This window comes from Pedobacter sp. JCM 36344 (assembly GCF_046546555.1).
Taxonomy (GTDB): Bacteria; Bacteroidota; Bacteroidia; order Sphingobacteriales; family Sphingobacteriaceae; genus Pedobacter.
The window spans coordinates 331,253-346,295 of sequence record NZ_JBKHKK010000002.1; the positions used below are offsets into that span (position 1 = coordinate 331,253).

15 protein-coding genes and 1 tRNA gene are annotated in these 15,043 nt (G+C 40.9%); 9 read left to right on the top strand and 7 right to left on the bottom strand.

What is annotated here, in order from left to right; genetic code table 11:
• Nucleotides 1-7: 7 nt before the first annotated feature.
• Nucleotides 8-718 carry an SAM-dependent methyltransferase gene (locus ACHFIZ_RS03300; RefSeq protein ID WP_410882832.1) on the top strand — a complete coding sequence of 237 codons (711 nt, stop codon included), beginning with the start codon at nucleotides 8-10 and terminating at the stop codon, nucleotides 716-718.
• Here ACHFIZ_RS03300 and nadD read toward each other — a convergent pair whose 3' ends face one another.
• From nadD to ACHFIZ_RS03315, 3 genes are read right to left on the bottom strand one after another with little or no spacing between them, the layout of a single operon-like run.
• Entirely contained in the window at nucleotides 719-1,291 is a 573-nt protein-coding gene (nadD, locus tag ACHFIZ_RS03305) for a nicotinate (nicotinamide) nucleotide adenylyltransferase (RefSeq protein WP_410882834.1), read from the bottom strand. It abuts the gene before it with no gap.
• Nucleotides 1,292-1,298: 7 nt separating this feature from the next.
• Complete coding sequence (gene gmk, locus ACHFIZ_RS03310) at nucleotides 1,299-1,868, bottom strand: guanylate kinase (RefSeq protein WP_410882836.1); 570 nt, start codon at nucleotides 1,866-1,868, stop codon at nucleotides 1,299-1,301.
• Between the two features lie 29 nt (nucleotides 1,869-1,897).
• On the bottom strand, nucleotides 1,898-2,761 hold the full coding sequence (locus ACHFIZ_RS03315) for a YicC/YloC family endoribonuclease (protein WP_410882921.1): 864 nt from the start codon (nucleotides 2,759-2,761) through the stop codon (nucleotides 1,898-1,900).
• A 110-nt stretch (nucleotides 2,762-2,871) separates the two neighbouring features.
• Between ACHFIZ_RS03315 and ACHFIZ_RS03320 the strand changes: the two genes are divergently transcribed.
• Entirely contained in the window at nucleotides 2,872-3,582 is a 711-nt protein-coding gene (locus tag ACHFIZ_RS03320; RefSeq protein ID WP_410882838.1) for a hypothetical protein, read from the top strand.
• A gap of 5 nt (nucleotides 3,583-3,587) precedes the next feature.
• On the opposite strand, the gene rnc is transcribed toward ACHFIZ_RS03320, so the two are convergent.
• From rnc to ACHFIZ_RS03335, 3 genes are read right to left on the bottom strand one after another with little or no spacing between them, the layout of a single operon-like run.
• On the bottom strand, nucleotides 3,588-4,316 hold the full coding sequence (gene rnc / locus ACHFIZ_RS03325; protein ID WP_410882840.1) for a ribonuclease III: 729 nt from the start codon (nucleotides 4,314-4,316) through the stop codon (nucleotides 3,588-3,590).
• A 17-nt stretch (nucleotides 4,317-4,333) separates the two neighbouring features.
• Nucleotides 4,334-5,587, bottom strand: a complete 1,254-nt coding sequence (gene fabF / locus ACHFIZ_RS03330) for a beta-ketoacyl-ACP synthase II (protein ID WP_410882842.1) — start codon at nucleotides 5,585-5,587, stop codon at nucleotides 4,334-4,336.
• Between the two features lie 25 nt (nucleotides 5,588-5,612).
• Complete coding sequence (locus ACHFIZ_RS03335; RefSeq protein ID WP_008508386.1) at nucleotides 5,613-5,849, bottom strand: acyl carrier protein; 237 nt, start codon at nucleotides 5,847-5,849, stop codon at nucleotides 5,613-5,615.
• Nucleotides 5,850-6,006: 157 nt separating this feature from the next.
• Here ACHFIZ_RS03335 and ACHFIZ_RS03340 point away from each other — a divergent pair, with 157 nt between their 5' ends.
• From ACHFIZ_RS03340 to ACHFIZ_RS03365, 6 genes are all read left to right on the top strand, one after another.
• Entirely contained in the window at nucleotides 6,007-6,426 is a 420-nt protein-coding gene (locus tag ACHFIZ_RS03340) for an IPExxxVDY family protein (RefSeq protein WP_410882846.1), read from the top strand.
• Between the two features lie 74 nt (nucleotides 6,427-6,500).
• Complete coding sequence (pyk, locus tag ACHFIZ_RS03345; protein WP_410882848.1) at nucleotides 6,501-7,931, top strand: pyruvate kinase; 1,431 nt, start codon at nucleotides 6,501-6,503, stop codon at nucleotides 7,929-7,931.
• A 28-nt stretch (nucleotides 7,932-7,959) separates the two neighbouring features.
• Nucleotides 7,960-8,050, top strand: a tRNA-Ser gene (locus ACHFIZ_RS03350).
• 511 nt (nucleotides 8,051-8,561) lie between these two features.
• Nucleotides 8,562-9,146: a helix-turn-helix domain-containing protein gene (locus ACHFIZ_RS03355; protein ID WP_410882850.1), complete on the top strand. Its 585-nt coding sequence runs from the start codon at nucleotides 8,562-8,564 to the stop codon at nucleotides 9,144-9,146.
• Between the two features lie 72 nt (nucleotides 9,147-9,218).
• On the top strand, nucleotides 9,219-10,565 hold the full coding sequence (locus ACHFIZ_RS03360) for a DUF5690 family protein (protein ID WP_410882851.1): 1,347 nt from the start codon (nucleotides 9,219-9,221) through the stop codon (nucleotides 10,563-10,565).
• Nucleotides 10,562-11,701 (top strand): TIGR03364 family FAD-dependent oxidoreductase, encoded by a 1,140-nt coding sequence (locus tag ACHFIZ_RS03365; protein WP_410882853.1) that lies wholly within the window; start codon nucleotides 10,562-10,564, stop codon nucleotides 11,699-11,701. Before ACHFIZ_RS03360 ends, ACHFIZ_RS03365 begins: the two co-directional genes overlap by 4 nt.
• Here the strand turns inward: ACHFIZ_RS03365 and ACHFIZ_RS03370 are convergent.
• Complete coding sequence (locus ACHFIZ_RS03370) at nucleotides 11,698-12,381, bottom strand: HAD-IA family hydrolase (protein WP_410882855.1); 684 nt, start codon at nucleotides 12,379-12,381, stop codon at nucleotides 11,698-11,700. The genes ACHFIZ_RS03365 and ACHFIZ_RS03370 overlap by 4 nt on opposite strands.
• 116 nt (nucleotides 12,382-12,497) lie before the next feature.
• Here ACHFIZ_RS03370 and ACHFIZ_RS03375 point away from each other — a divergent pair, with 116 nt between their 5' ends.
• Complete coding sequence (locus ACHFIZ_RS03375; protein ID WP_410882857.1) at nucleotides 12,498-14,984, top strand: phosphocholine-specific phospholipase C; 2,487 nt, start codon at nucleotides 12,498-12,500, stop codon at nucleotides 14,982-14,984.
• Nucleotides 14,985-15,043: the final 59 nt, after the last annotated feature.

A 15,043-nucleotide genomic window follows, 5' to 3' on the forward strand; every position in this document is an offset into this window, starting at 1 on the left:
AAAATTTATGCAAAAAGGTACACTTTTTCTGATTCCTGTCCCATTGGCGGAAAACGCTGCACAAAAGTCTTTTACCGCTTACCTTGGCGAAACGATTAATGTACTGACGACGTATATTGTAGAGAATGAGAAAACTGCCCGTAAATTTTTAAAGGAAGCAGGTATCAAAACTGCTCAGCAAGATCTGATCATCCATGATTACGGTAAGCACAAGAGAAGCGATTCCATGGTGCCTTACTTTAAAGAGCTGATGACAGGCAAAGATGTCGGCTTGATGAGTGAAGCAGGTTGTCCCGGTGTGGCAGATCCCGGTGCGGAGATCGTTTCCGAAGCGCATAAGCGCGGAATAAAGGTAGTTCCTTTAGTTGGGCCCAGCTCAATATTATTGGCTTTGATGGCTTCCGGCTTCAACGGGCAAAGCTTTACGTTCAACGGCTATTTGCCAATTGATAAGGTAGAACGTGTCAAGAAAATTAAAGAGCTGGAACTAATTGCCCAGCAGAAAAAACAGACTCAAATCTTCATTGAGACGCCATTTCGGAATAACCACCTATTCGAGGATATTCTTAAAAATACAGCGGCACAGACTTTGCTTTGTGTAGCCTGTAACATCACTGCCGAAGAAGAATACATTAAAACTATGTCTGTGGGACAGTGGAAACAGGAGCGTATTGACCTTCACAAGAAACCGACAATATTTCTACTGTACCGTAGCTAGTTAACGGTACATGCTTTTGCCATCTATAAAAGAAAGTACCGCATCCGGAACGAAATACTGAACATTATTCCCTGCGGCGATTGCCTTACGTATGAAAGTGGAGGAAATGTCCATCTGCGGCGTCTCTGTTATTCTGATTGATGGATGATTCAGCCAGTCGGTTAGGTCAATGCCAGGTCTTGGATAAACATAGATTTCAAAGTTTTTTAACAAGATGTCATAGTTTTTCCACTTTTTGAATGAAGCAAGGTTGTCTGCCCCCATGATCAGGACGAATTCTCTGCTTGGATACTTCTCCTGAAGATAGGCAAGCGTATCAATGGTATAAGATGGTTGGGGTAGCCCAAACTCAATATCGCTGACTTTAATTTGGGGAGCGTTTTCTGTTGCCAACTTCGCCATTTCCAACCGGTCGTACATATTGCTCAGATTGCTTTTTTGCTTCAGTGGGTTCTGTGGCGAAACTACGAGCCAAACCTCTTTCAGTCCACTAAAGCTCGCCATGTAATTGGCAATTACAAGATGGCCAATATGAATGGGGTTAAAAGAACCAAAGAATAACCCTGTTTTCATTATCAAATTAGGCTTTTATAAAGTTTCCTATCAGTTCCTCCGCTTCCGAACAAGCCGTAGTTAAATCGTTGTTTTTCAAGATTACATCAAACTTTTCTGCATATTCCAGTTCCTTTTCTGCTTTGATAAAACGTTCCTGTAACTTTCCCGGACTGTCAGTGCCCCGACCGCTTAACCTCTCTTTTAAAACTTTAAGAGATGGTGGCTGAACAAAGATCGCAAGTGCGAAGTCTTCATACTTACGTTTTAATCTTAAACCACCTTCTACGTCGATGTCGAAGATCACATGTTTGCCTTCATTCCAGATACGTTCAATCTCAGACCTCAATGTACCGTAAAATGTTCCGTTATAGACCTCCTCAAATTCTACGAATTCCTGTCTGGCTACACGGTGTAAGAAGTCTTCTTTGGAAATGAAGTAATAGTCTTTTTCATTTTGTTCATCTCCCCTTGATTCCCTGGTGGTGGCAGAAATGGAGAAATTTAGGTTAGGGAACTTTTGCAAAAGGTGTTTAACAATGGTGGTTTTACCTGCTCCTGAGGGTGCTGAAAATATGATTAGTTTGCCTTGTTTCATTCTATTCTTATGTTCTTTAAGCAATTGGCTTAAAGAACGTTTAATAATTGCTCTTTAATTTTTTCTAATTCCTCTTTCATGCCCACAACAAGTTGTTGGATTTGCGCATCGTTAGCTTTTGCCCCCATGGTATTGATTTCCCTACCAATTTCCTGCGATATAAATCCTAGTTTTTTACCATTTGCATCTTTACTTTTTAAAGACTCGATGAAGTAATCGCAATGACTTCTTAACCTGATCTTCTCTTCAGTAATATCGAGTTTATCAATATAATAAATAAGCTCTTGTTCTAAACGGTTCTGGTCTATATTCAATTTGCCTACATTTTCTTCAAGAAATTGATTAAGCCTGGCCCTGATTGAAGGAATCCTTAAAGGTTCCAATACCTCAACTTCGGTGAAAAATTGCAGTATATTTTTGATTCTCAACTCGAGGTCGGACTTTAATACCGTTCCTTCATCAGCTCTGAATTCATTAAAATTTGCTAGTGCTTTAAGAAATGTACTGTTCAAGATATCCCAGTCCCCCTCATTTATTTCTTCTTCTGTGTAACTAATCACTTCCGGAAAGTTCAGCACCGCCTGAAGCAAATTGGTGGAATCTGCTCCTAATGAAAGATTGATTTCATGTAGTTGCTTGTAGTATTTGCTTAATAAGGTGGCATTTATTGTAGCACCCTTTAGACTTTCTTCGCCGCGATCAACATTAATTGCGATATTAACTTTACCACGTTCAATGTCCTTGCTACAAATATTACGAAGTAATAGTTCTTTTTCAGAGAATGCGCGGGGCAGCTTTAGGTTCAGTTCCAGGAACTTACTATTCAACGATTTGATCTCTACTGAAAACTTTACATTTTCCTGATCAGCAACAGCCAGGCCATATCCTGTCATCGATTTTATCATGTGCAAAGATATAATTTATTGGCTGTACTCGCCATTTAACTTTATTTAACTTATTGGATTGGTAAACATTACTTAATTTTACAAATTAACAATCACTGATGCCAAGTAATCAACGAAATATTTTCCTGACTTTATTGGTTTGCCTTTTTTCGGTGGCACCAACATTTGCCCAGCAGGATTTTATGCTCAAAGGAGTACTAATGGAATTGGGTAACAGTAGCCGGGTAGTTGGGGCACAGCTGTACAATAAACGCACAACTTACACTTCTACAACCAACAGTCTGGGTATTTTTGAGATCAAGGCCGCAATAGGTGATACCATTCAAATTTACCAGAGAGAATATACGGACTCCAATATCACAGTTAGTTCAGCAAAGGATCTTGTTATTAGACTGCGCCGGGGTCAAATGCTGAGTGAGGTAAACATCAATCGAATAAGTAAGAAGCAGGAGCTGACGGATATGAAACAAGAGTACCGGAACAAGGGTGCTTTTTACTCAGGAAAACCTCCAGTCTTGTCTTTCTTGTTCAAACCGTTAACAGCTTTGTATGAAACGTTTGGACGTACACCGAAGAATGCCAGAAGATTTGGGAGGTATTATGAAACGGAAATGCAACAAACCCTAATCGACGGCTTCTTTAATGAAACCATCATTCAGGCGAATACCGATCTTAAGGGTGAGGAACTGGAGAACTTTATGCTCAATTACAGACCGGAATACGAACAAGCTCAAAATTGGGCGCGGTATGATGCTTTAAAATACATTAAGGAAGCATACAAAACTCACAAAGCAACCCTTAAGAAATAGTCCTTTTAAATCGACAAAGCTTCACAAGCTTTTTCAGCAGCAAGTTTTTCGGCATTTTTTTTATTGTAATCCCTGCCTACACCGAAACTTTCACCCTCAATTACTGCATTTATCGTAAATAGTTTAGCGCTTTCACCCTCTCCATTTTGAACCATATCAAAACTGATGTCTTTACCATGGCGCTGGCACCATTCGATGAGCTTACTCTTAAAATTTGTTTCTGTCAATTCCAGCGTATGGATGTCAACATAAGGCTTTACGATTCTTTTAATTAAAAAGTCTTTCGTGAAGTTGTAGCCCTTGTCTAGATAGATTGCTCCGATCAATGCTTCGAACGCGTCACCTAACATAGAATGATGCTTGGTCTGTATGTTAACCGTCTTTTGATCAAAAACGATAAGCTGGTCGAAGCCCATTTTACGAGCTAATTGATTTAAGTTGGCGCGGTTTACAATCTTGGAGCGCATTTCTGTTAGAAAGCCTTCCTCTTTGTAGGGATAACTTTTAAAGAGAAGTTCTGCGATCACAGATCCCAAAATAGCATCACCTAAAAATTCCAGTCTTTCGTTGCTGCTTTTGCTCCCGTTCTTTAAAAGCTTTGCCACAGACCTATGTCTGAACGCCATTTTGTACAAAACGGTATTGCCTGGCACGAAGCCCAAAATGTTGTTCAACTTTTTTATAAAGTCTTTATCTGCAGATAGATAAAGCTTATATAGGTCAAATATTGACATTAATTAAATTAAGACTGTTACGCTTCGTATTTTTTGAAAATCACAGACGCATTGTGACCACCAAAGCCAAAGGTGTTGCTCATTACAGCACGAATCTCTCTCTTTTGTGATTTATTGAATGTGAAGTTCAGTTTTGGATCAAAGGCAGGGTCATCATTAAAATGATTGATAGTAGGAGGTACCTCGCCATTCTTAAGGGCAAGAATCGAAGCGATAGCCTCAATAGCACCAGCCGCTCCCAATAAGTGACCTGTCATCGACTTTGTAGAGCTAATGTTAAGCTTATAGGCATCTTCTCCAAAAAGGTCTACAATAGCCTGGCTTTCAGAAATGTCTCCTAGTGGAGTAGAAGTGCCGTGAACATTGATGTAATCAATATCAGCAGTGGTCATTCTCGCGTCTCTCAATGCATTAGTCATTACCATTTTTGCACCTAAGCCCTGAGGATGTGGAGCAGTAATGTGATTGGCATCGGCACTCATTCCGCCACCTACCAGTTCGGCATATATTTTAGCTCCACGTTTTATAGCATGTTCTAGCTCCTCAAGAATGATTGTTCCAGCTCCTTCACCGGCGACAAAACCATCGCGGTCCTTATCGAAAGGCCTGGAGGCTGTTTTTGGATCATCATTTCTAGTAGAAAGCGCATGCATTGCATTAAAACCGCCTATTCCAGCTTCGTTTATGATCGCCTCCGAACCACCGCTTATAACAACGTCACACATATCCAAACGGATGTAGTTGTATGCGTCAATCATAGCATTTGTGGAAGAAGCACATGCAGAAACTGTAGCGAAGTTTGGACCATGTAAACCATATTTTATCGATATATGGCCGGGAACAATGTCAATGATTACTTTAGGGATAAAGAACGGATTTATGCGTGGAGTACCATCACCTAGAAAGAAGTTCTTCATTTCATCCTGAAAAGTTTTAAATCCACCAATACCAGATCCCCAGATTACGCCAATCCGGTTCGTGTCTAATTGTGAAAAATCGAAGCCCCCATCTTTAACGGCCTCGTCTGTAGATACTAACGCATATTGAACAAATGGATCCAACTTGCGCGCTTCCTTTTTATCCAAAAAGTCTTCAGCTTTGAAGTTCTTAAGCTCGCATGCAAATTTGGTTTTGAACTTCGACGTGTCAAAACCAGTGATAGGACCGGCGCCGCTCACACCATTCAGCAAACCTTCCCAGAACTCTGGGATGGTATTACCAATCGGAGTGAGCGCACCTAACCCCGTAACTACAACTCTTTTTAATTCCATTTATACGGATTATACGGAGACCGTATTACTTAACGTTTTTCTCTAAGTAAGCAATTGCTTGACCTACTGTACCAATGGTCTCAGCCTGATCATCAGGGATTGCTACATTGAATTCTTTTTCAAACTCCATAATAAGTTCTACTGTATCCAAAGAATCCGCACCCAAGTCGTTAGTGAAAGAAGCTTCTGGTGTAACTTCGCTTTCATCTACACCTAATTTTTCAACGATAATAGCCTTAACTCTTGAAGCAATATCAGACATAATGATTATAATTTAATGGTTAAATAATTCAGTGCAAAGAAAAATAAATTCTAACACATTTCAAATGTTTTTATTTCTCTACCAATTTTAATGTTTTTATTCGGAACATTAAAGTAAAATTAGTTTTATAATTTCGCATTCCCCTAATATATCTGATTTGAACAAAACTTATTTAAAGCTATCGTTAGACCTTGATTTTGTATTGATCGCGATCACCGCTTCTCTAAAGGATTATGTTTTGTGTCATAAAATCAATACTAGCCTTAACTTCGATTTTCAGAAAATAGGCGACCATGAAGTCTACTTTAACATCGACGAAGAACCTCTTGCCTTTTCTAAATATTACTTTTTCGTCGAGCAGGGCGAGCTTGAATATTACCTGATTAACAATAGAAATGCAGAAGGGTTTTTAATTCCTGAGATGAACAAAGTTGATTTTTTTATGGTCATCCATCAATATGTCGATAAGGAAGATTTGAATTACATACTTACGGGGCTAAACAAACTAGCTGATATTCAGGTGGCTGCGCAAATTGACCCAAAAAGATTGAAGTCCAGAGAAAACTTGGTAATGTAAATTTTATATTGTAGGTGTATTAAATACACTATATTTGAATCTAGTATATCAGACAAAATAATATTAATAACCTAATGAAACCATTTCATTCAAGAACAAAAATTGTAGCCACCTTAGGTCCTGCATCCGCCAAACCTGAAGTTTTATATAGTATGTTTAATGCCGGACTGGATGTGTGCCGCTTAAACTTTTCTCACGGATCACAAGCAGATCACCAGGCGGTATTGGACACCATTCGAAGCCTTAATGAAAAATATAATTATAATGTAGGCATACTTGCCGATTTGCAAGGTCCTAAGATCAGAATCGGCACGGTAAAAGAAGGTGGAATAAACCTTATTAACGGTGCTCGAACTACCATTACTACAGAAAAATGTGTAGGTAATGAAGAGCGTATCTACATCACTTATGATACTTTTCCTCAGGATGTTAAGCCAGGTGAAATCATCCTTTTAGATGATGGAAAATTACAAATGCGCGTGATCGAAACCAACCTTAAAGATGAGGTGATCTGCGAGGTAGTTCATGGTGGGATTCTTACTTCAAGAAAAGGCGTTAATCTTCCTAATACCAAAGTTTCTATTCCGTCGCTAACCCCAGAAGACAGAGATAACCTGGAATTTGTTTTACAGAATGACGTAGAGTGGATCGGTCTTTCGTTTGTACGTAATGCAGCAGACATCGTCGAGCTAAAGGAAATTATCAAAGCGAGAGGGAAAACAGCGAGAGTTATTGCTAAGATTGAGAAACCCGAAGCAATTGCGAATATCGATGAGATCATTGCTGTTTCTGATGGAATCATGGTTGCCCGTGGAGACTTGGGTGTAGAGATGCCAATGGAAGAAGTTCCTTTGCTTCAAAAAATGATCGTTCAAAAATGTCGTGCAGCTTCAAAACCTGTTATTGTTGCAACCCAGATGCTGGAAAGTATGATCACTACTCCGAGACCAACGCGTGCTGAGGTGAATGACGTAGCTAACTCGGTACTTGATGGCGCTGATGCTGTAATGTTAAGTGGTGAAACTTCGGTTGGAGAATTTCCATTGATAGTTATTGAAACCATGCAAAAGATCATTCAGAATATAGAGCATAACAATTACCCTTTCCATCCTGAGAAGTTCCTTAAGCCTAAAGCTGATACTTTCTTGAGTGATGCGGTATGTGATTCAGCTTGTTTTCTTTCTAAACAGACTAACGCTGTTGGGATCGTATCCATGACTGTTAGTGGTTACACTGCATTCGAAATCTCAAGCCACAGACCAAAAGCATTAACCTATATTTTCACCAGCAACAGAAGCTTATTAAATAGCCTAAGTTTGATCTGGGGTGTTCAAGGTTTCTACTATGACAAGTTTGAAAGTACTGATGAAACGATCGAAGACGTGAACGAGTTGTTAAAAAAATATAAATTGGTTAAAAAGGGCGATGTGATTATTAACACTGCGGCTATTCCGATGGAAGCAAAAGGGAAAACGAATATGTTAAAAGTAACAGTAATCGATTAATTTTTTACTTTTGCACTCCTCGCAAAAAGGAGAGTTGTCCGAGTGGTTTAAGGAGCACGCCTGGAAAGTGTGTATACCTCAAAAGGGTATCGAGAGTTCGAATCTCTCACTCTCCGCCAAGTAAATTGATTTAATGCCTTTGGTTAACAGCTAAAGGCATTATTCGTTGGTGCTATTTCTAAGAAGTAGTCGTGGATCAGCGCTAAAGTATCGTGCTATCTTTGGGCAATACAAGAATTTTTTATAGGATATCAAGCCAAGAACACTGCCTAAAAAGGATCTTAGATTCCTACACGACCAGCTTGTTTAGTGATGTTTGAATGGGTGCGGAATGCAATCCCTTACCTGGAAAAAAATGGCGGAGTTAAGATGCATACGATGATTACTGCTAGACATGATGTGTCCAACCTGGTCTGTTTCAGTTCAGTGGAACCACATAACTATATGGTTTTTGATAAGGATATCTTGATTGCCTACAGTATAAATGATGGAACTTAAAGAGTGGATAGTTTAACTGATCAGTCTTTAAAGAGATTAAAAAGGGACAACTGTAATATAAATCAATCCAGCCATCGGTCTGTTCCATAAAAAATAATCCATATTTTAACCGATTCAAACTAAGCATATCCCATGCAAGACGATATATTAATACAAATAGGCAACCGAATAAAGGAACGCCGGCGAGATAAGAACATCACCGTACAGGAATTGGCAACCCGGGCTAGTGTAAGTAAAGGGCTAATCTCTCAAATAGAAAACAGCCGGACAATACCCTCGCTGATTGTGCTGATAGATATTATCAAATCTTTAGACATCGATCTGAATGCTTTCTTTAAAGATATTCGTCACAAAAGCGAAGAAACGGAGCCAATCATTAAACGCAAGGCCGATTACGAGCATTTTGAGAAAGAAGATGCAGAAGGTTTCCATTACCAGCGCATCTTTTCCCAATCCATAAAAAATTCTACAGTAGATGTGGTGATATTGGAGCTGGCGCCAGATTCACACCGCGATCTGGTAGAAACCGAAGCCTATGAATACAAATATATCTTGTCGGGAGAAGTAGAATATCTCTTTAATGATAAAAGTTATTATTTGAGTCAGGGCGATTCCATGTTATTCGACGGCCGCATCCCGCACACTCCAAAAAACAATACCGATAAACCTGCAAGCATGCTGGTGGTTTATTTCTTCGAAGAACGCTCTGCTTCTTAAAGTTATCTTAACATTAAGTTAGTTTATTATTAATAAACATAGTTTATAATTGCTAAACATTAATTGTTTAGCATGGGGCAGTCAGTAACACCAGAAAGGCCTGTTGGAACAGGCTGGATCAAGGCCTTAAAATTAACTATGGCCACCTGGCCCTATGGTGCCCTTTCGGTATTGGGGGCTGTCTCGGCATTCGGGGCATATACATCTATGTACGCCTTCCGTAAAGCTTTCGCTGCCGGCAGTTACTCCGGACTCGAATTCCTGAATGTCGATTATAAAGCTTGGCTGGTTATTGCCCAGATTCTGGGCTATACATTGAGTAAATTCTATGGCATAAAGTTCATAGCAGAGATAAAGGCTATGAATCGCGGCAAAGCGATATTGGTACTGGTGGGTATTTCCTGGCTCGCTTTACTTGGTTTTTCAATTGTGCCCGCACCTTATAATATTATCTTCTTATTCATAAACGGTTGTCCGTTAGGCATGATCTGGGGTCTTGTATTTGGTTATCTTGAAGGTCGGCGAGCAACTGAATTTATGGCTGCTGTACTTTCCATTAGCCTCATATTTGCTTCCGGCTTTGTCAAAACCGTTGGACGCACGCTGATCACCGACTTTCAAGTCAGTGAATATCAGATGCCTTTTCTAACGGGGGCTATTTTCGCAATCCCGTTGCTTTTATTTGTATTGCTGCTGGAATTAATGCCGCCGCCAGATGCGAAGGATAAGCAAATGCGTACTGAGCGCGTTGCCATGAGTGCTTCGGACCGCCGCGCCTTTATAGCCCGGTTTTTACCAGGGATCATCCTTACCATAATCGTTTATGTTTTGCTCACTGTTATGCGTGATGTTCGCGACAATTTTGAAGTAGAAATATGGGCAGGGTTAGGCGTCAATAGCAATAGTATTTACACTTATATAGATTCTATTATTTCAGTAGCGGTACTTATAGGGATGAGTTTGCTGATACTGGTGAAAGACAATTTAAAAGCCTTCAGTATTATTCACGTTTTCATTTTCTGCGGATGTTTACTAGCGGGCGGCTCTACCATATTGTTCAAGGCGGACATAATTAGTCCCACGACCTGGATGACGCTCGCTGGTCTGGGTTTATATGCAGGCTATGTTCCTTACAACGCTATTTTCTTTGAACGGATGATCGCAGCCTTCAATTATAAAAGCAACGTCGGCTTCATCATGTACGTCGCCGATGCGATAGGATATTTGGGCAGCATCAGTGTATTAATGGTAAAGGAACTTGGTCATTCTAAGGTCAGTTGGAACGTTTTTTTTCAGAATGGGCTTATAATCATGTCTGTAGTCGGCGCTTCGGCGGCTTTACTATCCTCAATCTATTTCTCTCAAAGCGCACGTCGTTCGCTCGCTCAAAATAAAACATTAAATTTATCAGTTATATGAGTAGAAAAACAGCCATCGTGATTGGTGCTGGTATTGTTGGTTTGGCCACTGCACGAGCATTGGCTATGCGTGGTCATCAAGTTACTGTATTTGAACGTAACGAGCACGCGGTAGGGGCCTCCATCCGTAATTTTGGCATGGTGTGGCCAATTGGTCAACCAAACGGTCCGCTTTTCGAACGTGCCATGTTGTCCCGCTGCATCTGGAAGGAAATCGCCGTAGAGGCGGGTATCTGGCATGACGAGCTTGGTTCCTTACATATGGCATACCATGACGACGAGCTTCGCGTGATGGAAGAGTACGTCGGGATCAACCGTGATCTTCGAGACTGCAGGCTGTTAACGCCTGATCAGACTCTGGCAAAATCTGCCGCTGTAAATCCCGATGGCTTGAAAGGCGCTTTGTGGAGTGGTACCGAAATGATTGTTGAAGCACGCGCTGCCATCGGGCAGATCGCCAAGTACTTATCTGAAAAATATTCCGTTGCTTTTCATTGGAACACAGCCATTACTGAAATTAACCAGAATACGGTGCGTAGTGGAACCCGTATATGGTCGGCAGATGAAATATTTGTTTGTGGTGGCGATGAATTTGAAACGCTTTATCCCGAACTATTTGCAGCTACACCTATTACCAAATGTAAATTGCAAATGATGCGCATGATCGCACAGCCAGAAAACTGGCGTATTGGTCCTTCATTATGTGGTAGTTTATCCATGGTACATTATCCTGGTTTTCAGGTAGCGCCTTCACTACCCGCACTTCGTGAAAGGTATGAGGTAGAATATGCAGAATACCTGAAGTGGGGAATTCACGTCATGGCCTCGCAAAACCATACTGGCGAATTGACCATTGGGGATTCGCATGAATATGGCCTGGTTCACGACCCTTTCAATAAGGATTTTATCAACAAGCTGATCCTTACTTACCTCGCCACCTTCACACGTCTTAAAGATACCCAAATCATACAGACCTGGAATGGCATCTTGCCTAAGCTAACCAACGGTCAGACTGAATTGATACTTGAGCCCGCAGATGGTGTAACCATCATTAATGGCATGGGGGGCAACGGCATGACATTATCTTTCGGCCTTTGTGAACAGCTAATCGAAGCTCGTCATGGCAAAAGTGCTTAATACCGGTCAATTATCGGCAACAACTCCAATAAGTTATCTATGATGTAATCAGGATTAGCAGACTGGAGTTGTTTAGCTGTATGTGCCCCAGTTGTAATGCCAATACTTAGCGCACAGCCAGCGTTTTTCCCTTCTTGAATATCGATAATTGAATCGCCTATCTTTATTACTTCAGAGGGTACAATGCCAAATTCTTCTGCAGCAAACTGGATCATGTCAGGTTCTGGGCGACTACCACTTACGTCTGTCGCAGTAACCAGTTTGTCGTACTCTGTTCCTTCATTCCACTTTAGCTTTTCGATGATCGACTCAGCTACTGTCCTTTGATATCCCGTGTTTAAAATCGTTAATATACCGCGTTCTTTCAAAGTTGAGAATAACTCAGCAGCATTTGGCTGAGGAATCAGACTGGCATTTTGGTAAGCGGTTGTTAATTTAGCTGAGAAGTCGATATAGATTTCGTTTGCCAGCTTCTCGTCGGTATTATTACCGTAAGTTTTCAAAATGCTTTTTATAGCTTGTAATTTTTCTTTTCCTGCACCCTCCGTTAAAACCTGATCTAGTGTAAAGTTAAATCCGGTATTATTAATTGCGTTTCTAACTGTTTTGTACACAATGTTATCTTCGTTTACAGTTGTCCCGGCCATATCGAAAACAACCATTTTTATTTTTTTGCCCATATAAATATTGTTTAGCAAAACTAAACAATATTTATATACAATAAACAAACACTATGTTAAATTTCAGTTAACATGGGTTTGTTATATTTGGCACAAACAATCATAAAACACAAACCATGACTGATACACGCCGTGAATTCATAAAAAAAGCATCACTGCTAACAGGTGCAGCCGGGCTCTTTTCAATAATGCCAGATTCGATCATAAAGGCCCTCGCCATCGAAGCAGAAGAGGGTAGTACTTACTTGGATGCCGAGCATATTGTTTTTCTGATGCAGGAGAACCGTTCCTTTGACCATTGTTATGGTACGCTACAGGGAGTCCGCGGATTTGATGATCCCCGTGCAATGCAGTTGCCGAATAAGAACACGGTATGGCTGCAGACTAACAAGATAAACGAAACTTTTATACCCTTTAATTTAGACATCAAAAACTCTAAGGCTACCTGGATGCAGTCCTTGCCGCATTCTTGGGACAACCAGGTCGATGCGCGCAACCAAGGTATGATGGATGGATGGTTGGAAAGTAAGAAATCGGGGAATCCAGACTATGAAAAAATGCCGCTAACCATGGGCTATTATGATCGTAATGACATCCCTTTCTATTATGCACTTGCCGATGCATTCACTGTTTGCGATCAGAACTTCTGTTCTGTGCTTACCGGTACAAGTGCAAACCGGGTCATGTATTGGTCAGGTACCCTCCGCGAGCAGCAGCAAGAACATTCTCCCGCGAAGGTTTATAATGGTGAAATAGATCACAAAGACATCCATTGGAAAACCTATCCTGAGCGTTTGGAAGAAGCAGGTGTCTCTTGGAAAGTTTATCAAAATGAACTTAGTATCGGTGTTGGGTTAAATGGTGAAGAAGATGACTGGCTCACTAATTTTACCGATAATGACCTGGAGTTTTTTAAACAATATCATGTCCGGCTGCACAAGGCCCATCGGGACTATCTTCCAACTAGACTAGCGGAAGTAGAAAAATCGATACGGGAGTTGCTACAGCAAGAGCAGACGCCTAAGGTTCTAAATGAAATAACAGAAAGAAGGGCAGAGCTATTGCTCTTAGAAAAAGCGAATTTAGAATGGACTGATGAGCGGTTCGATCGGCTGTCTGATTTTGAAAAAAGTATCCATAAAAAAGCTTTCGTAACCAATACAGGTGATCCAAATTATCACAAGTTGGAACAGCTTATTTACAATGATAACGGCGTAGAACGTGAACTGAAGGTGCCTAAGGGAGATGTCTTGCATCAGTTCAGGCAAGATGTAAAGAACAATGAGCTGCCAGTCGTTAGCTGGCTTGTAGCGCCATCTAACTTTTCAGATCATCCGGGCTCACCATGGTATGGCGCCTGGTACATTTCTGAGGTATTGGATATTTTAACCAAAAAGCCTGAAGTATGGAAGAAGACAATCTTCATACTTAATTATGATGAAAATGATGGGTATTTTGACCATGTTGCGCCATATGTGCCTCCTCAAACAGGAAAACCGGGGACAGGTAAATGTTCTTCCGGTATAGATACCCGTGTAGAGCATGTGACAAAAGAGCAAGTAGATCAACTGGGCGATAAAGAAGGCGACCGCCGTCGCGAAAGTCCTCTCGGACTTGGTTTCAGAGTGCCAATGGTGATTGCATCGCCATGGAGTCGCGGGGGCTGGGTAAACTCAGAAATCTTCGACCATACGTCATGCCTGCAATTTTTGGAAACCTTTTTGAAAAAGAAAACAGGCAAAGCAATTACAGAAACAAACATCAGCGATTGGAGACGTACAGTTTGTGGCGACCTGACTTCAGTGTTTAGGCCTTACAATGGGGAAAAGATCACTTACCCAACGCCATTAGATAGAAACGGAACCATACAAGGCATATACAATGCAAAGTTTAAGGCATTGCCGGATAACTTTAAAGCGCTTAGCAGCCAAGAGATTGCGAAAGTAAATGAAAGTCCGGCTTCGTTCAAGTCTTTCCCTCGACAAGAAAGGGGTAAAAGACGCTCTTGCGCATTGCCATATGAGTTAAACGTCAATGGAGAACTGAGTCATTCGCGCGATGACTTTGAGATTCGGATGAAATGCGGAAAAGGTAGTGGTGTACCTTTTAACATTTCTACACACAAGCCTAATAAGGAGGGTACTGAAAACCCAGAGGCCATGCGGAACTGGAACTTTGCAGTAAAAAGCAATGACGAGCTGAGATACACCTGGCCGCTCTCTGCGTTCAAAGATGGGGGATACGACTTAGTATTGAATGGTCCGAATGGTTTCTTTAGATTATTCGCAGGTAATCAGAGTGATCCGGAGCTTGCCATTCAGGTTTTCGCCGATAGAAATGCAGGGCTGGTAATCAATCTGGTCAACCTGAATAAAACGAAAGATTTGCAGATCATTATTATAGATCAGGCTTACCAACTGCCCGATCAAATCATCAGCCTTAAAGGCGGACAAAAAATTGGAAGAATGATAGATCTTCAAAAGAGCCATCAATGGTACGATCTGCATATTGGGGTAACAGGTTACAACAATTATTCCCGTCGCTATGCCGGGCGAGTTGAGAATGGGCTACACGGCTTCACAGATCCGGTTATAGGTGCATAGGAGGATTGGTAGTATTATTTAACATCAAGAAGGCTTAAAAAGTCGCGTATTCACAATTC